The organism is Kribbella sp. CWNU-51 (assembly GCF_054073265.1).
The window spans coordinates 1-21,461 of record NZ_JBSXMZ010000060.1 but is presented as its reverse complement, the minus strand read 5'-3'; the positions used below and the strand labels follow the sequence as shown (position 1 = coordinate 21,461).

At 69.1% G+C, this 21,461-nt stretch carries 17 protein-coding genes; 2 read left to right on the top strand and 15 right to left on the bottom strand.

What is annotated here, in order from left to right; all coding sequences use genetic code 11:
- Window positions 1–16 precede the first annotated feature (16 nt).
- Genes ACXC9Q_RS40750 through ACXC9Q_RS40735 form a run of 4 tightly spaced genes read right to left on the bottom strand, consistent with a single transcriptional unit; the run spans window position 17 to window position 3,918 of the window.
- Complete coding sequence (locus tag ACXC9Q_RS40750) at window positions 17–1,054, bottom strand: Cgl0159 family (beta/alpha)8-fold protein (protein ID WP_457062303.1); 1,038 nt, start codon at window positions 1,052–1,054, stop codon at window positions 17–19.
- The gene (iolC, locus tag ACXC9Q_RS40745; protein ID WP_457062301.1) at window positions 1,051–1,992 is read right to left on the bottom strand and encodes a 5-dehydro-2-deoxygluconokinase; all 942 of its coding nucleotides are present in this window, start codon (window positions 1,990–1,992) and stop codon (window positions 1,051–1,053) included. The genes ACXC9Q_RS40750 and iolC overlap by 4 nt, the downstream gene beginning before the upstream one ends.
- Entirely contained in the window at window positions 1,992–2,873 is an 882-nt protein-coding gene (locus ACXC9Q_RS40740; protein WP_457062300.1) for a sugar phosphate isomerase/epimerase family protein, read from the bottom strand. Before ACXC9Q_RS40740 ends, iolC begins: the two co-directional genes overlap by 1 nt.
- A gap of 46 nt (window positions 2,874–2,919) precedes the next feature.
- Window positions 2,920–3,918: a Gfo/Idh/MocA family protein gene (locus ACXC9Q_RS40735; protein WP_457062298.1), complete on the bottom strand. Its 999-nt coding sequence runs from the start codon at window positions 3,916–3,918 to the stop codon at window positions 2,920–2,922.
- A 145-nt stretch (window positions 3,919–4,063) separates the two neighbouring features.
- Here ACXC9Q_RS40735 and ACXC9Q_RS40730 point away from each other — a divergent pair, with 145 nt between their 5' ends.
- Complete coding sequence (locus ACXC9Q_RS40730) at window positions 4,064–4,801, top strand: GntR family transcriptional regulator (protein ID WP_457062296.1); 738 nt, start codon at window positions 4,064–4,066, stop codon at window positions 4,799–4,801.
- On the opposite strand, the gene ACXC9Q_RS40725 is transcribed toward ACXC9Q_RS40730, so the two are convergent.
- The 11 genes from ACXC9Q_RS40725 to ACXC9Q_RS40675 all read right to left on the bottom strand — a co-directional run bounded on the left by ACXC9Q_RS40725 (window position 4,782) and on the right by ACXC9Q_RS40675 (window position 19,468).
- On the bottom strand, window positions 4,782–5,177 hold the full coding sequence (locus ACXC9Q_RS40725; protein ID WP_457062294.1) for a hypothetical protein: 396 nt from the start codon (window positions 5,175–5,177) through the stop codon (window positions 4,782–4,784). The genes ACXC9Q_RS40730 and ACXC9Q_RS40725 overlap by 20 nt on opposite strands.
- Before the next feature lie 153 nt (window positions 5,178–5,330).
- The gene (locus ACXC9Q_RS40720) at window positions 5,331–6,431 is read right to left on the bottom strand and encodes a hypothetical protein (RefSeq protein WP_457062292.1); all 1,101 of its coding nucleotides are present in this window, start codon (window positions 6,429–6,431) and stop codon (window positions 5,331–5,333) included.
- A gap of 955 nt (window positions 6,432–7,386) precedes the next feature.
- On the bottom strand, window positions 7,387–9,618 hold the full coding sequence (locus ACXC9Q_RS40715; protein WP_457062290.1) for a DUF222 domain-containing protein: 2,232 nt from the start codon (window positions 9,616–9,618) through the stop codon (window positions 7,387–7,389).
- Between the two features lie 320 nt (window positions 9,619–9,938).
- Window positions 9,939–10,613, bottom strand: coding sequence for an IMP cyclohydrolase (locus tag ACXC9Q_RS40710; RefSeq protein ID WP_457062289.1), 675 nt, complete (start codon window positions 10,611–10,613; stop codon window positions 9,939–9,941).
- A gap of 45 nt (window positions 10,614–10,658) precedes the next feature.
- Complete coding sequence (locus ACXC9Q_RS40705; protein WP_457062287.1) at window positions 10,659–15,521, bottom strand: NAD-glutamate dehydrogenase; 4,863 nt, start codon at window positions 15,519–15,521, stop codon at window positions 10,659–10,661.
- A gap of 116 nt (window positions 15,522–15,637) precedes the next feature.
- Window positions 15,638–15,847: a ferredoxin gene (locus ACXC9Q_RS40700; RefSeq protein WP_457062285.1), complete on the bottom strand. Its 210-nt coding sequence runs from the start codon at window positions 15,845–15,847 to the stop codon at window positions 15,638–15,640.
- Entirely contained in the window at window positions 15,844–17,055 is a 1,212-nt protein-coding gene (locus ACXC9Q_RS40695) for an NADH-ubiquinone oxidoreductase-F iron-sulfur binding region domain-containing protein (RefSeq protein ID WP_457062283.1), read from the bottom strand. The genes ACXC9Q_RS40700 and ACXC9Q_RS40695 overlap by 4 nt, the downstream gene beginning before the upstream one ends.
- Window positions 17,052–17,609, bottom strand: a complete 558-nt coding sequence (locus ACXC9Q_RS40690; RefSeq protein ID WP_457062281.1) for a hypothetical protein — start codon at window positions 17,607–17,609, stop codon at window positions 17,052–17,054. The genes ACXC9Q_RS40695 and ACXC9Q_RS40690 overlap by 4 nt, the downstream gene beginning before the upstream one ends.
- Entirely contained in the window at window positions 17,609–18,517 is a 909-nt protein-coding gene (locus ACXC9Q_RS40685; protein ID WP_457062280.1) for an FAD:protein FMN transferase, read from the bottom strand. The genes ACXC9Q_RS40690 and ACXC9Q_RS40685 overlap by 1 nt, the downstream gene beginning before the upstream one ends.
- Window positions 18,514–18,879: a hypothetical protein gene (locus ACXC9Q_RS40680; protein ID WP_457062278.1), complete on the bottom strand. Its 366-nt coding sequence runs from the start codon at window positions 18,877–18,879 to the stop codon at window positions 18,514–18,516. Before ACXC9Q_RS40680 ends, ACXC9Q_RS40685 begins: the two co-directional genes overlap by 4 nt.
- Window positions 18,880–18,970: 91 nt before the next feature.
- A complete protein-coding gene (locus ACXC9Q_RS40675) occupies window positions 18,971–19,468 on the bottom strand; it encodes a MarR family winged helix-turn-helix transcriptional regulator (protein WP_457062276.1) in 498 nt (165 codons plus the stop codon).
- A 93-nt stretch (window positions 19,469–19,561) separates the two neighbouring features.
- Between ACXC9Q_RS40675 and ACXC9Q_RS40670 the strand changes: the two genes are divergently transcribed.
- Window positions 19,562–20,557: an NmrA/HSCARG family protein gene (locus tag ACXC9Q_RS40670; protein WP_457062274.1), complete on the top strand. Its 996-nt coding sequence runs from the start codon at window positions 19,562–19,564 to the stop codon at window positions 20,555–20,557.
- Window positions 20,558–21,461 lie beyond the last annotated feature (904 nt).

Sequence of the window (21,461 nt, the reverse complement as noted above, 5' to 3'; positions counted from 1 at the left end):
CCCTCGCTACGCTCGGTCATGCGGCACCTCCGTGGACGAGGGCCGCGGCCTGGTCGACCGCGGCCGCCACGTCACCGTCGGGCGGGAACAGCAGCGCCCGGCCGACGACGAGGCCACGGACCGAGGGCAGGATCAGCGCCTTTCCCCAGGCCGCGTACGTTGCCTCCGGCGCGCCGGTCGGGTCGCCACCGAGCAGCAGCGTCGGCAGGGTCGTCGCCTCCATCACCCGCTCGAGGTCGTCGACGACCGGCAGCTTGAGCCAGGTGTACGCGCTGGTCGCGCCGAGACCGGAGGCGATCTGGATCGACTTGATCACCGAGTCCGGGTCGAGCAGATTCGTCACGCGCCCGTCGTCGGTGCGGGTGGACCAGAACGGCTCCACCATCGCCATCAGCTTGTGGTCGGCCAGCCCCGTGACCGCGGCGGCGCTGTGATCCAGCGTGGCCACCGTGCCCGGGTCGGCCAGGTCGATCCTGGTCAGCATCTTGCCGCCGTCGAGCCGGCGGGCGGCGATCTCCGCCGCGGAGCGGTAGGCGGTGAAGCGGTCGTCGAGTTCGAAGGACGCGCCCTGCAGGCCGCCGCGGTTCATCGACCCGATGACGACCTTGCCTTCGAGCGCGCCGAGCAGCAACAGATCCTCGAGTACGTCGGGGGTCGCGAGGACACCGTCGACACCGGGCCGGTGCAAGGCGGTCAGCAGCCGGTCGATCAGGTCGGGCCGGCTGGCCATCGCCATCCGGTCACCGCGGACGCCGAGCGCGCCCCGCGCCGGGTGATCGGCCGCCACGATCAGCAGCCGGCCGTCGTCGCCGACCAGCGCGCGGGTCCGGCGCTGCTGCCAGGCTTCGGCGACGCGCTCCGGATGGCGGACGCGGATCTCGGTCAGCTCCGCGAGCCGGCTGCCGAATCCTTGCGCGGCCGGATACCCGGCCTGCGGTACCGGTTGCTCGGTGGGCAGGTCGAGGTCCGCGATGACGGTCGTCAGGCCGTCGGGAGAGGCGGAATACGCACCAGGTGCCGGCCGGCGGGCGTCGGGATTCGGGTCAGAGATCATGCTTCATCACCCATGGAGGAGAGGACTTCGGCGGTGGTGGGCATGGCGGTGGAGCACTCGAGGCGGGAGGCGACGATGGCGCCGGCGGTGTTGGCGAAGCGGATGATCTTCTCCAGCGGCCAGCCGGACAGCAACCCGTGGCAGAGCGCGCCGCCGAACCCGTCACCGGCACCGAGACCGTTCACGACCTCGACCGGGAACGGCGGTACCTCGACCCGCTCGTCCCGGGTCCGGGCGAGGGTGCCGCGCGGACCCTGCTTGACGACGGCCAGGTCGAGCCCGCGGTCCAGCAGCGCCTGGGCGGCCTTGTCCGGATCGGTCTCGCCGACCGCGACCTCGCACTCCTCACGGTTGCCGACGGCAACGGTGCAGTGGTCGAGCGCGCGGCTGACCTGCTCGTGCGCCTCGCCCGGATCGGCCCAGAACATCGGCCGGTAGTCCAGGTCGAGCACCGTGATCGGCCTGCGTCCGCGCGCCTCCCAGGCGGCGAAGTGCGCCGACCGGGACGGCTCCGCCGACAGCCCGGTCACGGTCGACCAGTAGATCCGGGCGTCCCGGATCGCGTCGAGGTCGAGCTCGGACGGGTTGATGACGAGGTCCGGCGCCTTCGGGAATCGATAGAAATACAAGGGAAAGTTGTCCGGTGGGAAGATCTCGCAGAACGTGATCGGCGTCGGCAACCCGTCGACCGGGGCGACGAACTGATCGTCCACGCCGAGCTCGCCGAGGGTCCGGTGGATGAAGGTCCCGAAGGGATCGTTGCCGGTCCGGCTGATCACCGCCGACCTGCGCCCGTGCCGTGCCGCGGCGACCGCCACGTTCGTCGCGCTGCCGCCGAGGAACTTCCCGAACGACGTCACGTCCTCCAGGTGCGTACCGACCTGCAACGGGTACAGGTCGACCCCGATCCGCCCGATCGTGAGTACGTCGTGCGCCATCAGACCCCACCCGCGATCGCCTGCAGGTGCTCGATGCTGCCCCGGACGTCGGCCACCGGTCCCTCATCGGCCGGCGGGCCGGCCAGGATCGTGTCCTGCTCGAGCACGTACCAGCCGTCGTACCCGGCGTTCTCCAGCGTGGTCACGATCGTGGCGAGGTCGATGTCACCCGCGCCGAGCGGGCGGTACATGCCCTGGCGGACGGCGTCGGTGTAGCTCACCTCGCCGGCCTGGACCTTCGCGGCCCACTGGGCGTCGACGTCCTTGAGGTGGGTGTGCTTGATCCGCGCCGTGTTCCGTAGCGTCAGCTCGACCGGGTCGACGCCGCCGATCAGGAGATGCCCGGTGTCGAGAGTGAGTCCGATCGACGAACCGCGCAGGACGCGATCGACGTCGTCGGCGTTCTCGACCATGGTGCCGACGTGGGGGTGGATCGTGGCCAGCACGCCACGGTCCGCGGCCAGCGCGGACAGCTCGTCCAGGTTGGCCAGCAAGGTGTTCCAGCCGGCCTCGTTCAGCACCGGGCGATCGTCGTACCCCTTCTGGCCGGTCGCGGCGGCGAGGACCAGGGTGGTCGCGCCGGATGCGACGAAACCTTCGAGGGCCTTGGCCACCTCGTCGGACGGATCGTGCGCCGGGTCGTGCAGGACGACCGGGACGAAGCCGCCGACGGCTCGCAGGCCCAGGTCGGCCAGGGTCTTCGCCTTCTCGGCCGGATCATTGGGCAGGAACCCGTCCGGTCCGAACTCGGTCGCCGCGATACCGACCTCACGCATCTGGGTCAGTACCGTCCCCGGGTCGTACTGCCAGCCCCACCCCGGGACCTCGCAGACGCCCCAGGAGATCGGGGCTCCGGCGATCCGGAGAGCAAGGTCAGTCATCGGCCGATCTCCTCTGTTGTCGATGCGGGTTTCGAGCGGTCGTGGCTCATGCGATCTCGTCGAGGGTGACGACGCGGTTCTCGCGGCGGGAGAGTTCGCAGGCGTCCGCGGTGCGGAACGCCTGGTAGGCGTCGCGGACCGTGCACGGCACCTCGCGGGTGCCGGCCACGACCTCGGTGAAGGCGGTCAGCTCGGCGACGTACGCCGGGCGGAACCGATCCATGAACGTCGCGTGCGACACTCCGCCGGGGAAGGTGACACCGGCCTCGGCCGAGCGCAACGCGGTGTGCTCGTCCAGACCGACCGCGACCGAGCCGAGGCTGCCGAGGATCTCCATCCGGACGTCGTGGCCGGCGGCGTTGTACCGCGTCCCGCTCACGGCGACGAAGGTGTTGTCGTCGAGGGTGAGCAGGGCGGCGGCCGCGTCGACATCGCCGTAGTCGCTGAAGAAGGACTCACCGCGGTTCGCGCCGGTGGCGAAGACGCTGACGACCTCGCGGCCGGTGACGTACCGGATGATGTCGAAGTCGTGCACGGTGCAGTCGCGGAAGAAGCCGCCACTGGTCGCGATGTACTCCTTCGCCGGCGGGAACGCGTCGTTCGTGTTCGCCCGGATGTGGTGGATGAATCCGAGTTCTCCGGACCGCACCTGGGCGGCGGCCGCCTGGTACCCGGAGTCGAAGCGGCGCTGGAAGCCGATGTGCACCGGTACGTCGGAACCCTCGACCAGCTCGACCACCCGCAGGGTCTCGGCGAGGTCGATGGCGACCGGCTTCTCGCAGAACGTCGGCAGGCCGGCCGCGACTCCGGCGGCGATCAGGTCCGCGTGCGCGGCCGTCGCGGCCGCGATCACGAAACCGTCCAGCCCGCTCGCCAGCAACGCCTCGACATCCGGCGCGAACGCGACACCCTGGTCCTTGGCGACCAGCTCGGCGCGGCCCGCATCGGCGTCCGCAACCACCAACTGATCCACCGCCGGCAACGCCTTCAGCGTCGCGGCATGGAACGCCCCGATCCGTCCCACCCCGACCAACCCGATCCGCATCTGTCGACCTCTCTGTTCATGCTGCCGCGCCACGGCCCTGTGCTCGTTGCCCGCAACTTTCCCGGCCGACGGAAGAGGTGTCAATAGTTTGTTAACACATTTTCACGTCGAGACATACATACCTTCCTCATGTAACATCCCCGCCATGGTTGCCCTTCCGGTCAGCATCGATCGGACCAGTCCGGTGCCGCTCTATCACCAACTGGCCGAGCAACTGACGGCTGCCATCACCGGTGGCTCACTCCACCCGGGCGACGCGTTCGAGAACGAGATCGCCATGTCGGACCGCCTCGGCCTGTCCCGGCCGACGGTGCGGCGGGCGATCGCCGAGCTGGTCAACCAGGGCCTGCTGATCCGCCGCCGCGGCATCGGCACCACGGTCGCGAACCAGATGGTGCACCGCAAGGCCGAGCTGACCAGCCTGTACGACGACCTGGAACGCGAGGGCCGGACGCCGCGGACCGAGGTGCTCTCGCTCGACTGCGAGGCCCAGGACGACCGCGCGGCCGCCGTGCTCGAGCTCGCGCCCGGGACGCCGCTGGTGTCGATCGTCCGGCTCCGGTACGCCGACGACCTCCCGCTCGCGATCATGCGCAACTGGTTGCCTCCGGCACTCAAGGACCTGAGCCTCGAGGAACTCACCAGCACCGGCCTGTACGCCGTACTCCGGGCCCGCGGGATCCGCCCCACGGTCGCCCGCCAGCGGATCGGCGCCCGCAACGCCACCGCCGACGAGCGCCGCACCCTGCACATGTCCAAGGCCGAGCCCCTCGTCACCATGACCCGCTCCGCCTACGCCGCCGACGGCTCCCCGGTCGAATACGGCAACCACTGCTACCGAGCCGACCAATACTCAGTAGACGTCATCGTCTCCGAACGCTGACCGGGGTATCACTCAGGTCAGCACTACAGACAGACTGGACGCTTCCACGGTCGAGTCGGCGTAGATCTGCACCAGCACCGGACCAGGTGTGACCTGGACCTCGGTGGGCAGCCGACAGCGCGTCCGAGATCTTCAGTACGCCGCTCTTCACCTCGAGCTCACCAGCGAAGATCTGGCCGCCGGCGGCGTCGCCTGGCGAGTCGACGACGCGCACGGTCACCTCGCCCTCGTCCGCGTGCCGGATGCGGACGACCAGCCCACTGGCGGCGACCGGCTCCTCAGGCGAGTCCCAGGACGGGACCTGCTCCGTCGACTCCGCGTCGGTGATGAGCAGCACGCCGTACGGGAACTCGGCCTCCCACGCGGCTGTCAGCACCGGGAACTCCTCCTGATCGTTGTCGAGATTCACAGTTTGCCCTGCCGGATCAGGTTGATGATCCACAACCCCATCGCGTTGCTGCAGGCCTGACAGTGCGGATACAACGCCTCCGGAGTACCCGGCGGAACCGTGCGGGAGACCGGCTGGTGATCACCGATCCAGTTGCCACTTTTGGTCCCCGGCGAGGCGGCCTCGATGCAGCGCAGGTCCGTACTGAAGTGGAGTCGCGCGGGTGCCGTCGCACCCTCGTCGCCGGAGCGTTGCGAGTAGACGATGTCGCGGACTTGACCGCCGCGGATGTACTCGGTCGACTTGCCGGACTCGCCGGTTGCGGGCGGTCTTCTCGACGTCGTAGAAGTACGTCGTACTGTTGCCGAGGGCATCGACCACGCCGTCGAGGTTCCAGCGCCACGCCTGGGTGCACCAGGAGTCCTGAACACTGCCCTTGTGGCACGGCTCGCCCTCGTCGTCGCCGAAGACCGGCACGGTGAAGACCGAGTTGGTCGCCGTACCCGTGGTCGCCTGCTTGCCGCGGCCGAAGGTGAACGTCATGCCCTGCGGCGTCTGGACGACCCAGTACTCGCCATCGTCGTCACCGTTGTCCGCGTTCCTCTTACGCTCGACCCGCCAGCCTGGGTCCTGCTTGGCTCGCCAGACGTCACCGGCGGCGGCCTTGTCCTTGACGAGCTCGGACGAGGTGCCTTCGAGGGCGGACGAGGTGCCTTCGAGGACGGCATCAGCTGGTCGCCGGCCCAGCAGGTCGCCGGTGTCGCCGCGGTCGTCGGAGCAGCCGTTGCACCGGCGCTCGAGGTACGGCGTGTCCAGGTTCCAGCCGGGGCCCGCCAACGAGGGCTGGGCGTTCTCCGAGGCGGTCATGCCATCGACGGATCGCGACGAGCAGGAGAGGTCGAGGTCCGGAGCCTTGCCGGAGATCGCCGCGACCTTCGGGATCGGATAGCTCCAGTTGAAATCACCCGACTGCAAGCCCACGGACCACTTGCTCGACGAGGCCAGCTTGGTCGCCGTGTACGAGCCGGCTTCGCCGTTCGGGGCGGCGGCGACGACGTACACCGGCCGGGCAGCCGGCAGGGTGCCAGAGAGCTTCTGGTCGACCAGGTCGACCTTGCTCGGAACCGGCGTACTCGCGGCGCACGCGGCCGAGGCCGGAGTGGTGAGAGCGCAAGCGGGCTTGGCGATCAGACGCAGCCGCGACTCGAAGTCGCCGCCGTACGCGGTGCCGAACCCGGCCACGTCGACAGTGACGCCGACCGGCGCGGCCCGCGGCTGCCGGCGGCCCGGGTCAGCTTCAGTGCGACACCGTGACCGGCTTCTCTGCAACCTGGTGGTCGTAGGTCGCCACAGTCACCTGCTCGGGACCACCGGCGACCGGTTGCAAGGAAACGGCTCCAGCGCTGCGAGAGCTGCTAGGGCCGGTGAGGCTGCGAGAGCTGCTGGAGCCGGTGAGATCGACTGTTTTGGTGCCGGCGGCCGGCCAGACGGCCTTGGTTGTCGTCGCTGCGGACGATCGATGCCGGCGGTGGACGGATCGAGTTGTTGCGGAACCGATCTGCTCGCAACGGTGACGACCGAATCCTCGGCCGACACCGCCTTCGGCTTCTTCGGATCAGCCGTCGCGGCCGGTGGGACGTGGAGTCCACCGATCAGTACAGCGAGTGCTACGACACCTGCAGTGATGGTTTCGGACGAGACGAAACCATGCCTCACTCCCCCAGAGTGCTTGGCGTCACGTCGCCACCACTGGTTGCCATCACTCACCACGGCGTCGGGTGCGAGGGGTCGGTGACGTCGCCTGCGCCAGTTCGTGCTCGGGTCCGAGGGCGGGTTCGGGATCAAACCTCTCCGAGATCCGAGGTCATTGTCAACAGTGGCCTAGACAGGTGTCCCGCACCGCCGAGCGGGCGCCGGCACCAGGTCAGGCAGAGCGTCGTTTCTCCCCTCGCCGCTGCGGTGGTGTCTCCTGACGTGCCCAGCCACCAGGTCTGGGGACACGTCATCGCCGTACAGGCTGACCAATGCACGACCTGGGTTCACGCGAGTGGGCAGTGCCTGAGGTCCTCCGATCAGCGTGGCAAGCACCGGCCGGATCCAGGCCCACCTGCTTGTGACGAGCCGTTGGCTATCAGCCGGGCCGCCGGCGCAGGGGGTTGAGGGCCGGGTGACCCAGCAGAACCCTTGCTCCTCGGGCTTACGCCGCGGTGGTGGCAGCGTCACGAAGCTCCGTGGAGTCGCCCCATGGGTCGGGGGTGTGGCGGTCGAGCTTCGGACCGTCGTCACCAAGAACGACGCCGTCGGCAGACTCCGGCCCATCCCCGCCTGATAGATCTGCAGTGCGGCGGTCGAGTCTCGGACCGTCGTCGGCACGCCGTGGGCCAGTGGCGGAGTCGGACTCAAGATCACCCCACGGGTCGAAGGCGCCACGGGTATCTGTGCGCGGCTTGCTGCCGCGATCAGCGTTCGGGATCGGACCCACGGCATCGCCCCAGACATTGCCTGTACTCACCAGCCGTTTGTCGGCCGGCTCGTTCTCGGCTGGCTCGTTCTCGCCTGGCGCGGTGGGTACGCCGCGAGTCTTGTCGCCGGAGCCTTCGCCCCACGGATCGAAGTCGGTGGCGGATGAGCGCGGCCGGGCGCGCACGGGTCGTTCGTCGGGGGTGTCGCCCCAGGGGTTGAGGCGTGCGGCGTCCTCGGCGGTGATCCAGGGTGGGTCGGTGTCGCGTGGCCAGGCGCGGGCGGGTGCGCCGGGTGTGGTCACGCCGAGTGTGGTCGCGTCGGCTGCTCCGCGCGGGGATGAGCGGGGTGTCGGTTTGGTGGTGTTGGGTGCGGTGGTTGGTGACCGGTATCTGTCGCGGGGGACGGGGCCGGGGGTGGCCCAAGCCGGGCGGGCGACATCGACGACGCCGTTGGCGATCTGGATGGTCCAGTGGCCCGCGTGCAGGTCACGGTGACACCGTTTGCACAAGAGCACGAGATTGGTGATCTTGGTTTCCCCTCCGTCGATCCACGACTTCACGTGGTGGGCGTCGCAGTACAGGGGTGGGGCGCCGCAGCAGACACAACCCCTGTCGCGGGCGATCAGGGCTTTGCGGATCGGGCCGGTCGCGAGCCGCACGGTGGTGCCGACATCCAACGGCTGGGAGTCCGAGCCGAGCACGATGGGCAGGATGTGGGCGTCGCACGCGAGTCGCCGAATGGTGGCCGCGGACAGGCCGCCACCGTAGATCAGGTGGCCGAGTTTGTCGGCGGTGGCGGCCTTGAGGTCATTGAAGTCGATGGTGACGGTGATGTGCGGCTTCGAGCCGTGCCCGGGAACTGACCCGCCGCTGTTCTTGTGGGCCGCATCGCTGCCCGCGCTGCCCGCGTTCTCCGTGGTGGTGGCGGTCCCCGCCGGTGTGCTGTCCGTAGTGGTGGCGGTCTCTGCGGGCGCGGTGGCGGCGGTGCCTGCGGACGCGTGACTCCTTAGGGTGGCGGCCGTGGCGGCGCCTGTGGTGGCGGCCGTGGTAGTGGCGCCTGGGGTGGTGAGGAGGGTGGTGAGGGCGTCGGCTTGGCGTTTGGTGCGGGGGCGGGGGTCGAGGGCGCCGTCGATGGTTTTGTGGGGCTTGGCGTGGGTGTGGATGAGGGTGCGGAACAGTTCGGCGTTCTCGTTGGCCAGGTACCCGGTGAACGCGACGCCGTTGTCGGCATTCTTCAGGGTGAGCGACTCACGATCGTAGGCCTTTTGTTCGGCGGGTTCGGGGCCGTCGGTGTCGAGGCGGTCGCGGACGAGCCGGCCGGCCCGGCGCAGGTCGAGCGGGCCGTGGGTGCGGCCGAGTTCGACCAGTTGCTGTTCGGCGACCCGTAGGTCGTCGGCCGCGACGGTGGTCGGGACCTTGTCCAGGGCGGACACGATCGCCTCGGCCTGCGCCGGATGCAACAACACCCCCACCCCCGCACCACCCTCGCCCGCACCACCCTCGCCCGCACCACCCTCGCCCGCACCACCCTCGCCCGCACCACCCTCGCCCGCACCATCCACACCCGCATCATCCGCACCCGCACGGTCCTCGCCTGCACCGTTTTCGCCTGCACCGTGGTCGTCCGCGTCGTCCGTGCTGTGCGTGCTGGTGTCGTGGTCGGTGGCTGCGGCGGCGGGGTGGTCGGGGTTGGGGAGGGCGGCGGCGACGGCCGGGTACTTGTCGAGGCTGGTGGCCAGGTGGATGTCACGGCGGGCCTTGGTGGCGTCGATGCGGTAGCGGAAGGTCAGCAGCCGGGCGGTGGTGCCGGCGCCGAGTTCCTGGGCGTGGCCGGTGGTCTCGAGGCCGGCGATGAGGTGCAGGGCGGAGGTTTCCAAACGGGCAATCTCGGCGTAGGTGGCGTCGAGGGTCGACAGCATGTCGCTGCCGCTCATCGACCACACCGGTCGCTGTCCGAGAATCTCCATACACAAACTGTAGGCGGCGCCACCGACAGTTTCAAACCCGGAGGCCCTTGTTTTCAAGGGATTCCAGCGACCAAGGTTATCCACAACGATGCGGACTTGTGGACAACGCTGGAGTGACACGAGCTATCACGTTGCCGCTAGAACCTACGGCTCCTTGACTGTTGCCGTCGGCAACACCTTTGGCCAGTGCACCAATATGGCTACGTCTCGGTCAACCCCAGCACGCCACGATGGTCAAGCGGCGCACGGCGCGTCGTCGCCTGCTCGGTCCTGTGCCAGGTGCTGGGTGGCGCGAGTCCGGCCTTGACCGGCGGCACCGGTTAGCGCTGGATCGCGTCCGCGAAGCTCGGCGCGTCGAGCGGCACTACGAAGAGGGCGACGCGCAGACCCGGGTCGAGCCGGCCCCAGACGAGATCGGCGACCGACGTCCAGGCGGCGTCGGTGGACACGACTTCCGGGATGCCGGAGGCGATCACGCCGGCGGCGGTTCCGGCGTACGTGCTGATGGTGACGGCCGTGGCAGGTGGCAACTCGGGGATGTACAGCGACGGATGCTGCACCAGGCCCTCCGCGCCGGGCAGGGAGCGGGCCGAACCGATCGTGATGCCGGTCCCGTCGGTCGACGCGGTCGCGAAGATTCGCGGAGTCTGGATCGGCGGATCCGGCTCGTAGGCTTGGTCGCGCAGGGCCAACTGCAGGTCGCGTCCGGCCGCGCGCGCCTCCGCCAGCTCGCTGACCTGTGTCCCGTTGCCGACGACGATCCAGCCGTCGCCACGGACGGCGGCGGTGTAGTGCCGCAGGTCGTCGCTGGATCCGCCCGAGACGTCCTGTACGACGATCTCGTCCGCGGACACGACCAGTTTCCGTCGCTTCGACGCCGGACTGCGCCCGGTCAGCCAGTACGCGGCGAACCCGGCACCGTCCCGATCCCGGCCCAAGGCGAGACCGCGCCCTGGATACTCAGCCGCGCCAACCAGGTCCACGAGTCTTCGCACACCCGCATTGTCGCAAGCCGGGCGACGAGGTCGGCGCGGCGACGGTCAGGCCTGATTCGCGATCAGGGTCCGGACCAGGCGGAGGCCGACGGACAGTTGGGCCAGCTCCGGGCCGTCGGTGTCGACGATCTCCTCGAGCATCGACGCGGCCCTCGAGAGGGCGATCGCGTTCTGGTCCTGCCAGGTGATGACCCGGTCCTCGGGCTCGGCCGAGGCGTCGGTCGTGGCCAGCACCTGACGGGTCAGCCGGGCATGCACCGCGTGCAGGTCGTCGCGCAGCGCGGCGCGCGCCATCGTCTGCCACCGGTCGGTGCGCGGCAGGCCGATGATGCGTTCCAGGAAGCGGCCCAACTGGAGCCGCTCGCCGAGCGCGAAGTGCACCTTGGCGACCTCGAGGATGTCGATGTCGTCGCGCGACGCGGTCTCGACCACACCCAGCCCTGCGTACGCCGGTGGCAGCACCGCGATCCTGGTCGCGAAATCGGGCGAAACCCCCTTCTGCACCAGGGCTTCCCGGCGCTGCTCGAACAGCGCCAGCTCGCGGCCGCGCAGCAGCTCGGGCAGCGCCGCGGTGAGCTTGGCGATACCGGGACCGAAGAACTCGATCAGGTCGTCGATGTCGAGCGGTGGGCGCCGGTTGCTGACCAGCCAGCGGGTCGCGCGCTCGACCAGCGTCCGGGTCTCCAGCCGCATGTGCGTCTGGACCGCCGCGTCGACGATGTGGTCCAGCTCGGCGTTGCGGGACAGCAGCTCGGGCTGCGAGAAGATCCGCGACGCGGCCAGATTGCAGCGCACGACGTCCTCGACCGACCCGCCGGTCTCCAGCGAGAGCCGGTGGAACGCCGTGATGCCGGAGGTGTTCACGAACTCGTTCACCACCTGGGTGGTGATGATCTCGCGCCGCAGCTGGTGGCCCTGGATCTGCTCGCCGAACCGCTCCTGGATCGCCTTCGGGAAGTAGCTGGCCAGCTTGTGCGCCAGGAACTCGTCGTCCGGCAGCGACGTCTTGAGCAACTCCGCCGCCATCACGATCTTGGTGTACGCGATCAGCACGGACAACTCCGGCGAGGTGAGCCCGCGCCCCTCCGCCTTGCGCTTCTTGAACTCGGCCACGCTCGGCAGGAACTCGAGTTGCCGGTCCAGCAGTCCTTGCCGCTCCAGCCGCCGTACCCAGTCCTGATGGACGTGCAGCAGGGCCGGCGCCTGCGCGGTCGCGTTGGCCAGCGCGATGTTCTGCCGGTAGTTGCTCTTCAGCACCAGCGCGCCGACCTCGTCGGTCATCGACGCGATGATGTCGTTGCGCTGCTTCTCCGTCAGGTCGCCGTCGGCGACCACCTTGTCCAGCAGGATCTTGATGTTCACCTCGTGGTCGGAGGTGTCCACGCCGGCCACGTTGTCGATGAAGTCGGTGTTGATCCGGCCGCCACCGGCGGCGTACTCGATCCGGCCGAGCTGGGTGAAGCCCAGGTTGCCGCCCTCACCGACCGCGCGGGCGCGCAGCTCGGCGCCGTTGATCCGGATCGTGTCGTTGGCCTTGTCGCCGACGTCGGCGTTCGACTCGGCGGTCGACTTGACGTAGGTGCCGATGCCGCCGTTCCAGAACAGGTCGACCGGCGCCTTCAGGATCGCGTTCATCAACTCGGCCGGCGTCAGCGTCGCCGGGCTGCCGTCGAGACCGAGGACGTCGCGAACCTCGGCCGAGATCGGGATCGCCTTGTCGGTCCGCGGGAAGACCCCACCACCGGCGGAGATCAGCGACGCGTCGTAGTCGGCCCACGACGACCGCGGCAGGTCGAACAGCCGCCGCCGCTCGGCGAACGACGTGGCCGCCACCGGGTCGGGGTCGAGGAAGATGTGCCGGTGGTCGAACGCCGCGACCAGCCGGATGTGCTCGGACAGCAGCATCCCGTTGCCGAACACGTCACCGGACATGTCGCCGACGCCGACGACGGTGAAGTCCTCGGTCTGGCAGTCGTGGCCCAGCTCGCGGAAGTGCCGCTTGACCGACTCCCACGCGCCACGGGCGGTGATGCCCATCGCCTTGTGGTCGTACCCGACCGAGCCGCCGGAGGCGAACGCGTCACCCAGCCAGAAGCCGTACTCCTTCGCGACCCCGTTCGCGATGTCGGAGAACGTCGCCGTGCCCTTGTCGGCGGCAACCACCAGGTAGGCGTCGTCGCCGTCGTACCGGACCACGTCCTTCGGCGGAACGATGTCCCCGGCAACGATGTTGTCGGTGATGTCGAGCAGCCCGGAGATGAACGTCTTGTACGACGCGATGCCCTCGGCCAGCCAGGCGTCCCGGTCGACGGCCGGGTCGGGCAGCTGCTTGGCGTAGAACCCGCCCTTCGCACCGACCGGCACGATCACCGAGTTCTTCACCATCTGCGCCTTCACCAGGCCGAGCACCTCGGTCCGGAAGTCCTCCCGCCGGTCCGACCAGCGCAGCCCGCCGCGTGCGACGGCGCCGAAGCGCAGGTGCACACCTTCGACCTGCGGTGAGTACACGAAGATCTCGTACGCCGGCCGCGGCTGCGGCAGGTCCGGGATCGCCTTCGGCTCCAGCTTCAGTGAGATGTAGGACCGCGGCCGGCCGTCCGGGCCGGGCTGGTAGTAGTTGGTCCGCAGCGTCGCCTTCATCACGGTCAGGTGGGAGCGCAGGATCCTGTCCTCGTCCAGGCTCTTCACCGTGTCCAGCGCGGCCAGGATCTCCTTCTCCAATTGGGCCACCCGGCTCGTCCGGTCCGGGTCGTCGACAGCACCGCGCGCCGGGTCGAAGCTGGCCTCGAACAGCTGGACCAGGAGACTCGCGATGTCCACGTGGGTCAGGAACGCGTTCTCGATGTAGCTCTGGCTGAACGGTGTGCCGCCCTGCCGGATGTACTTGCGGTAGGCGCGGAGGATCGACACCTGGCGCCAGCTGAGGCTGCCACGCAGTACCAGCGCGTTCAGCGCGTCCGACTCGGCCCGGCCGTCCCAGACCGCCTTGAACGTGTCAGAGAAGAGCTTGCGCAGCTCCTCACGCTCCTCGGTGTCCTCCGGTGCCTTGAGTCCGAAGTCGTAGATGTACGCCGCGGTGCCGTCGTCGCAGCGGATCTCGTACGGGCGCTCGTCGATCACCTCGACACCCATGTGGGTCAGATGCGGCAGCACCTGCGACAGGGAGAGCGCCGTACCGGTCCGGAAGACCTTGAAGCGGCGTTCGCCCTCCCACTCCTCGTCGATCGGGCTGTAGAGCGACATGGCCAGACCGTTCTCGGCCGGGAGGCTCTGCAGCACGTTGACGTCGTTGACCGCGACGCGGGCGTCGAAGTCCTCCTTGTAGGCCTCCGGGAACGCGTTGGCGTACCGCCGGGCCAGCTGGGTGACCGCACCGTCGCCACCCTGCGCGTGCAGAGCCGCGGTGAAGTCGTCCGCCCAGGCGCGGGTCGCTTCGATCACCTTCTGCTCGAGCAGGTCGGCGTCGTACTCACCGACCGTCTCTCCCTGCTTCATCCGGACGACGAAGTGCACGCGAGCGAGCACGGACTCGGTCACGTAGGCGGCGTAGGTGACGCTCTCCGCGCCGATGGCGTCCTTCAGGATCTGCTGCATCTTCAGCCGGACCGCGGTGGTATAGCGGTCGCGCGGCAGGTACACCAGGCAGGACAGGTACCGGTTGTAGACGTCCCGCCGGACGAACAGCTTGACCGCACGCCGCTCCTGCAGGTGCAGCACGGACTGCACGATCGGCAGCAGGTCCTCCACCGGCGCCTGCAGCAGCTCGTCGCGCGGGTAGGTCTCGAGGACGTCGAGCAGACCCTTGCCGCTGTGGCTGTTGGGGTCGAACCCGGTCATCCGGAACAGCTCCAGCGCCTTGCGCCGCAGCACCGGCACCTGCATCACGCTCTCGGTGTACGCCGTCGACGAGAGCAGACCGATGAAACGGCACTCCCGGACCGGCTCGCCGTTCGCGTCGAACTGCTTGATGCCGACATAGTCCAGGTACGTCGACCGGTGCACGGTGGACCGCGAGTTGGCCTTGGTCAGGATCAGCAGCTTCCGCTCCTGCGCCCGCGCGCTCGCCTCGGGCGGGAGCTTGCCCGACCCCGGCTTGGGGTCCGGCCGGAGGATGCCGAGCCCGGTCCCGGGCCGGCCGCGCAGGATGCCCTGGTCACCCTCCATGGTGAAGTCGTACTCGCGGTAGCCGAGGAAGGTGAAGTGTTCGTCGGCCAGCCACTCGAGCAGCTCGCGCGCCTCCTCCACCTCGTTCTCGCCGACCGGCAGGTCGGCCGCGTTCAGCGACTCGGCGATGGAGACCGCCTTCTCGTGCATCTTCGGCCAGTCCTCGACCGCCTCGCGCACGTCGTGCAGCACCTTCTGCAGCTCCTGCTCGAGGGCGCGGTGCTCGGCGGCGTCCGCGATCCGCTCGATCTCCAGGTGCATCCAGCTCTCCCGGACCAGGTCGTGCCCGTCCGCCGCCTCGGTGTCGTCGAGGACCTCGTGCAGGGTGCCGGCGATATCCCGGCGGACCACGAACTGGGGGTGGATCAGCAACAACATCTCGAGGCCGTGCTCGGTGATCGCCATCGCGGCGCTGTCGACCAGGAACGGCATGTCGTCGATGACGATCTCGACCACGGTCCGGCCGTTCGCCGACCAGCCGTACTCCTCGAGGGTCGGCGTGAAGACGTGCACCTTCGCCGTACCCTGCGGGCGGGACATCGCGGTCTTGTAGTGATGCCGTGCCGCGCCCAGACAGTCGTTCGGCTGCCGCTCGGCCACGTCCTCGGCGGCGACGTGCCGGTAGTACCGCTCCAGGAAGGTTTTCAGCTTCGCCGGGTCCACCGACTTGTCATGCCCATGTGTCCCCGCGGCCACCGCCTTGGCGAGCACATCCGCCTTCTGGACGTCCAGCTTGCTCTGCATTCCCCACCGTCTCCACACGTGACCTCGGCGCGGCTCGTCGCCGGACCGCACGACGTTGTGCGGTCACTCAGAGACTAGTCCACCTTTGTCACTGGTGTGATGTTGGGACGAGCCTGTCACGGACGCTTGACCGGTCCGTTGAGTCGCAGTGCCAGGGCGGGACAGGCCAGCACTGCGCGGCGTGCGTCCGGCAGTTCACCGGCGGTGATCTCGCGGCCTCTCAGGACCGGGAATCCCCACTCGTCGAGAACGATGTCGTCCGGCAGCAAGGTGGCGCAGAGGCCGTGCCCGTCGCAGCGCGTCCAGTCGATCTCCAGCTTGTTCACGACGCACCTCCCGGGACCGGAAGGACTCCCCGGACCGGCCTTCCGCAACCGCCACCGGCGAGGTGCAGCCGCACGTCTTCACCGAAGACTTCGAGTGCCGATCCGAGGAATCGCGCTGAGCCGTCCGGGTGCGCACAAGCACCCCGGCCCGGGATCAGCCCCAGGTGCCGCTGGGCGTCGTGCCAACCGGCCGGATCGCCCTTGACCAGCCTGTCGAAGTCGTCGACCAGCGACGCCAGTCCGAACACACACGGACCGCACTGCCCCGCCGACTGACTTGCGAGCCACTGAGCGACCCGATGCACCTCACCGATCGGGCAAGTGTCCACGCCGAGCGCCAGGATGATGCCCGCGGACACTTCCGGTCTCTGCAGTGTCAGCCCATCGGTCCGCGGCAGCCAGCTGCCGTGGTAGCCGCCGAGCAGCACCGGCCCGGGTACCGCGCCGGCGAACTGGAGCACTGTGTCCAATGGCACACCGGTCGGGGTCTCGATCACACCAGGCCATTGCACAGCCCCGTCGATCGTCAGCAGCTGCGTGCCCGGCTCGCTGATCAGTCCGGTGTCACTGAACCCTCTGGCCCCGAGGCGCGCCAGTACGGCGAGCTGCGCGAACGTCTCCACGTTCGACAAGAAGGTCGGGCGCCGGTGGTAGCCCTTGCGCGTCGGCAGCACCCTCCGACCAGGCGGTACGGCGGGACCGCCTTCCAGCGCACTCAGCACCGCACGAGCCTCGCCCGCGACGAAGCGACCGGGTGTGTCAGTCACCTCGATCGCCAGACCGTCATCACGCTCCATCAGTGCCGCACGGACGGACATGGCCGCGGCCGCGTCGTGCACGGCGATCAGCACGTGAGGCGCGCCGAGTGCGTGAGCCAGGCTGGTGGCGCCGTCCAGGACGAGGTGTGGCGCAAGGGTGAGGAGCAGGCGGTCCTTGCGGCTGACCGGCTCGCTCTCCGAGCCGTTGACGACGACAGCCTCGACGCCCTTGGCCGGCAGGTCCGCGAGCTTCAGGGCGACCGGGAAGGCCGCGCCACCGCGTCCTCTGAGTCCGACTGCTTCGGACAGCCTGGTGTAGTCCTCGCGAGTCAGCTCCGGCTGGACTCCGTGGATCCAGAGGTGACGCTGCCGGTCCAGTCGGCCCTGGTCGAGTCCGGCCAGCACTCGGGCCTGACCGATGACTCTCGTGTCCTGCATGGTCATCGTCATTGGGCCCTCCAGGCACGGGCAAGGTTCGGAGACGTGGTGGCGCGGACGCGGTAGGCAGCGGCTGCACCGACCGCGGTCAGGCAGCCGATGGTGATGGCGAGCATCCACGGCGTACCGCGGTCAGTTCCGGCCAGGAGTGCGTGCCCGATGGACAGCAGCCAGCCGACCGACGCGGCGATGTGGATCGTCCGCCAGTGCTTGGTGAAGGACGCTGACCGAGCCAAGCGACCTCGTGCGGCCCCGACGACGGATGTGAGCACGATCCCGTACAGGGCGAGCACGCCGACCACCATCGCGAACGGCCGATAGCCGGAACCGAACGGCCAGATCAGGACCGTCGGACTGATAGCGACGAAGCTGTCGGTGATCACGGCTATGACGTGAGTGGTCAGCAGGACCAGTCCGGTGGCCGCAGCCGAGCGGTGCACGTACTGCAGCCAGAACCGACGCTCCGGCCGGCGACTGCCGGACATGACCATGCCGAGGGCGGCCGACAGCGTGAACATGATCATGGCGACGATTCCGGCCGCGCGGGCCAGGTACCACAGCGTCATCAGGCGGCCCTGCTCGCAGCCGGCCAGCCCGACAGCTCGGTGACGTCACCGTCGTCGGCGACCAGCCGGGCCGGGTGACCCGCCAGCGTCAGTCGCCCGACGGCCGCGTCGCCAGTGGCGACAAGCGCCGTACTGAAGGTATTCGCGCGTACGGCAGTCGGAGCCCAGACGGATGCGGTTCGCCAAGGGCCGTCCGCGGGGCGTCCGGTGCGCGGGTCGATGACGTGGTGCCCGTAGCCGGTCGGGGTCTGCCAGCGGCGTGCTGTCCGGGTCGACGTGGTCAGGCCGCCGTGCGCGAGGCTGACGAGGACTCCGGGGTCTCCGGCGCGTTCGGCGACGGTGATGACCCAAGGCTCGGCCGGCTTGCCCGCGGCCCGCAGGTCACCACCGATCTCGACGAGGACTGCACAGCCGTAGCGCTTGCTGAGTACCAGGGCTGCCCGGTCGGCGGTCCAGGCCTTGGCGGTGGCGCCGAGGTCGAGCGCGGAGTCCTTCGGTACGCCGAGCAGGGCGAGCTTGCGGTTGAGCTGGACGCTCTGCCAGCCCGGGACCGGCTTCGCGTCACCGGCCGGCTGCGGGAATCTCCGCCGTACCGCCTCGATGTCGTCGTCGTAGCCGGCGGCGATCACCGCCGAGCCGACGGTCGGGTCGACCGCGCCGCCGCTCATCGAGGCAGCGACCAGGCTCACGTCGACGAGGTCGACGAGCAGCCGCGAGACCGGCACGAGGGCCCCGGCCCGATTGTTGACAATCGACAGCTCGGAGTCCGGGCGGAACCGGCTGGCCGCCTTGTCGACGCAATCCATCAGGGCCTTCAGCTCACCGCACACGGCACCGAGGACGGCGGGGTCGTCAACCGTCAGGCGGACCGTGCAGCTCCAGGCCGACCAGGTCCGGGACGCGGTCATGATCCGTTGCTCCCACCCTGCGACGTGGAGCCGGAGCTCGCCGAGCCGAGCCCGCTGCCCGAGCTGTTGGAGTCGTCGGAGCTCGAACCGGAGCCGGAGTTGCTGCTCGAACCGGAGCCGGAGCTGCTCGAGCCCGAGTCGTCGGAGCCGGTGGAGGTCGCCGTCGTACCGGTGCCGCCGGAGCCGGACTGCCGCGCGGACACGATGGCGACCGAGAGGCCGGTGCCGCCGATGCCGAGGACGGCCGTCGCGATCGCGGCGGCGCCGGCCCGGCGCAACCACCGGGCGCGTGCGGACCGCGCAGCTACCGGAGCGCCCGCCCGGGCGGCGTGGGATTCGTCGAACGCGTCTGTGGTGACCATGGCCTCAGCCTCGCCGGAGGCTCCTCAGCCGCACTCCAAGAGAACGTCAAGCGACCATCAAGTCCTGCTGAAAGCTCTCTGAGAGCTCTCCTCAGGATGCGTCGAGACCGCTGACCGCCGGCGGGCAGTCGGTGTGGCAGTGCTTGCCGATCGCCTCGACGATGTCGTCCGACACCTCACCGAGCACCGCCAGGCGGTCCGGGCCGAAGACGTCGACGAAGAACTCCCGGACCCGAGCCGCGTGGGCCGGTGCGCACGCCTTGATCGCGGCCCTCCCCGCCTCGGTGATGGCGATCTCCGGGTACCGCGAGTCGCAGGACTCCTTGCTGATCAGGCCGCGCTTCTCCATCCGGCTGAGGTGGTGCGACATCCGGCTCTTCTCCCACTGGGTCAGCTGACCCAGCTCGAAGGCCCGCATCCGGCCGGTCTCGGACTCGGACAGGTTGACCAGGATCTCGAAGTCCGACTTGGACAGGCCGAACTCGCGCTGGAGATGGCGCTCGAGGTGCGTCTCCAGCGTTTTGTGCATGAGCAGATAGCTGCGCCACGCCTTCTGCTCGTCGTCGTCGAGCCACGGTTCCTTGCCCACAACCCCATCCTACCTGGTCGGGTTGACACATCAACCAGACGAGCTACGATCGGTGGAGTTGACACATCAACCCAATCTCTGGAGTTGCTGGATATGAGTGAGAAGAAGCTGATCGCCGTCGTCGGAGCCACCGGAGCGCAGGGTGGCGGACTGGCCCGGGCGATCCTCGACGATCCCTCGCACGAGTTCGCCGTACGGGCGCTGACCCGGAACCCGGACTCCGCCCAGGCGAAGGAACTCGCGGCCGCCGGCGCCGAGGTGGTCGCGGCCGATCTGGACGACGAGGCGAGCGTGCGGGCCGCATTCGACGGCGCGTACGGCGCTTTCGTGGTGACGAACTACTGGGCCGAGCGGACTCCCGAGCAGGAGGCGGCCCGGTCTCGCGCCGAGATGGAGCTCGCCCAGGCCGAGACCGCCGCGCAGGCCGCGCGTGACGCCGGCGTCACGCACCTGATCTGGTCGACACTCGAGGACACCCGGCCGTTCTTCGCCGGCCGGGACGACGTACCGAGCCTGGACACCGGCCGCTACAAGGTCCCCCACTTCGACGCGAAGGGCGAGGCGGACGCGCTCTTCACGAAGTACGGCGTACCGACGACCTTCCTCCGTACGACGTTCTACTTCGACTCGCTGATCAGCGGGATGGAGCCGGTCCGCAACGCCGACGGCAAACTGATCCTCAACATGCCGATGGCCGACCAGCCCCTGAGCGGAATCGCCTCGGAAGACATCGGCCGCACCGCCCTCGGCGTGTTCCGCCGCGGCCCCGAACTGATCGGCCAGACGGTCAGCATCGCCGGCGACCACCTGACCGGCGATCAGTACGCCGCAGCCCTGACCGCGGCGCTCAAGGACACCCTGGGCGAGGACATCACCTATCAGCCCCTGACCTGGGACGAGTTCCGCGCCCTGCAATTCCCCTTGGCAGTAGAAATCGCCAACATGTTCCAGTTCTACGCCGAGGACTCCGCCCGCTTCACCGGCGACCGCAACCTCACCAAGGTCCGCGACCTCAACCCGGCCCTCCAGTCCCTCGAAGACTGGCTCACCAAGCACAAATCCGACTTCAAACTCGAGCCGACACTGTGATCCGGCGGGTTCGAGGGCAGCTCATCGAGCTGCCCTCGAACCCGTCGCTCCGTGCTCACCAAGTCGCGACACTGACCGTCGTCTGGCAGCGTTCCACGGAGCAGTGACGGAGCAGATTCGAGCACGAGCCCGTCCCGTTCTCGGCGGTAGACAGCCCCTGAGCAGGTCACCTTGATCGACATCGTCGATGTCGGGCGCCGGGTGAGCCCCCGTGTCGGGGACACCTTCGAGGTCGCCGACGTCGCGACCACCAGGGCTGAGCTCAAGGCAACCGGCATCGCCGTCCTGGCATCACCGACATGCACACCGTGGACCACTACCTCAACTTGCGCCTCGCAGGCCCCGCCGACCTGCAAATCACGCTGTTCCAGGAGCTCACCTGAGCTCAGTTCTGGCGACCGCGAAGCGATGCCACGTGCGGTCTGCACCGTCGAATGACTTCCTGACGGCCGCGTTGCACACTTGAGAACGGCGGTCGACTTCGTTGCTCGATCGAGCCTTCCCCCCGGCTCTCGGCGCGAGGCCGGCCGTCCAGCTGGCAGAGGATCAGAGATGACGCTGCATCGCCGCGCCACTCCCGGTATCGACACGCCGACACCCTCTGCGCTACCCCGAGGGACACGCGGTCGACATCGCGCCAATCTGCGAGTCGGCACGGGTAGTCGCCATGGCACCGGGTGTCGGTCACAGCTAGCCGGCATAGGTCCGGGCGGGGGTGGTGGCGGGATGCCCGTGAGGGGTGAAGAAGCGGGGCCTGGCTAGCCCCAATACCGTTCAGTTAAGGGCTCTGATCTGGTAGGTGGGCGGTTGCTGGGGCTGTGGCCAGGCGTGGTGGTGGGCGCGTTTGACGTGCCACTTGGGCATCTTGCGTTTGATGACGTGTGGCGCGGCGCGGCGGCGCCTG

Coding starts and splice junctions, on each gene's coding strand:
- ACXC9Q_RS40740 (WP_457062300.1), bottom strand. CDS start 2,873: ATGACTGACCTTGCTCTCCGGATCGCCGGAGCCCCGATCTCCTGGGGC.
- ACXC9Q_RS40705 (WP_457062287.1), bottom strand. CDS start 15,521: ATGCAGAGCAAGCTGGACGTCCAGAAGGCGGATGTGCTCGCCAAGGCG.
- ACXC9Q_RS40730 (WP_457062296.1), top strand. CDS start 4,064: ATGGTTGCCCTTCCGGTCAGCATCGATCGGACCAGTCCGGTGCCGCTC.
- ACXC9Q_RS40695 (WP_457062283.1), bottom strand. CDS start 17,055: ATGACGATGACCATGCAGGACACGAGAGTCATCGGTCAGGCCCGAGTG.
- ACXC9Q_RS40750 (WP_457062303.1), bottom strand. CDS start 1,054: ATGATCTCTGACCCGAATCCCGACGCCCGCCGGCCGGCACCTGGTGCG.
- ACXC9Q_RS40680 (WP_457062278.1), bottom strand. CDS start 18,879: ATGGTCACCACAGACGCGTTCGACGAATCCCACGCCGCCCGGGCGGGC.
- iolC (WP_457062301.1), bottom strand. CDS start 1,992: ATGGCGCACGACGTACTCACGATCGGGCGGATCGGGGTCGACCTGTAC.
- ACXC9Q_RS40735 (WP_457062298.1), bottom strand. CDS start 3,918: ATGCGGATCGGGTTGGTCGGGGTGGGACGGATCGGGGCGTTCCATGCC.
- ACXC9Q_RS40715 (WP_457062290.1), bottom strand. CDS start 9,618: ATGGAGATTCTCGGACAGCGACCGGTGTGGTCGATGAGCGGCAGCGAC.
- ACXC9Q_RS40670 (WP_457062274.1), top strand. CDS start 19,562: ATGAGTGAGAAGAAGCTGATCGCCGTCGTCGGAGCCACCGGAGCGCAG.
- ACXC9Q_RS40690 (WP_457062281.1), bottom strand. CDS start 17,609: ATGACGCTGTGGTACCTGGCCCGCGCGGCCGGAATCGTCGCCATGATC.
- ACXC9Q_RS40685 (WP_457062280.1), bottom strand. CDS start 18,517: ATGACCGCGTCCCGGACCTGGTCGGCCTGGAGCTGCACGGTCCGCCTG.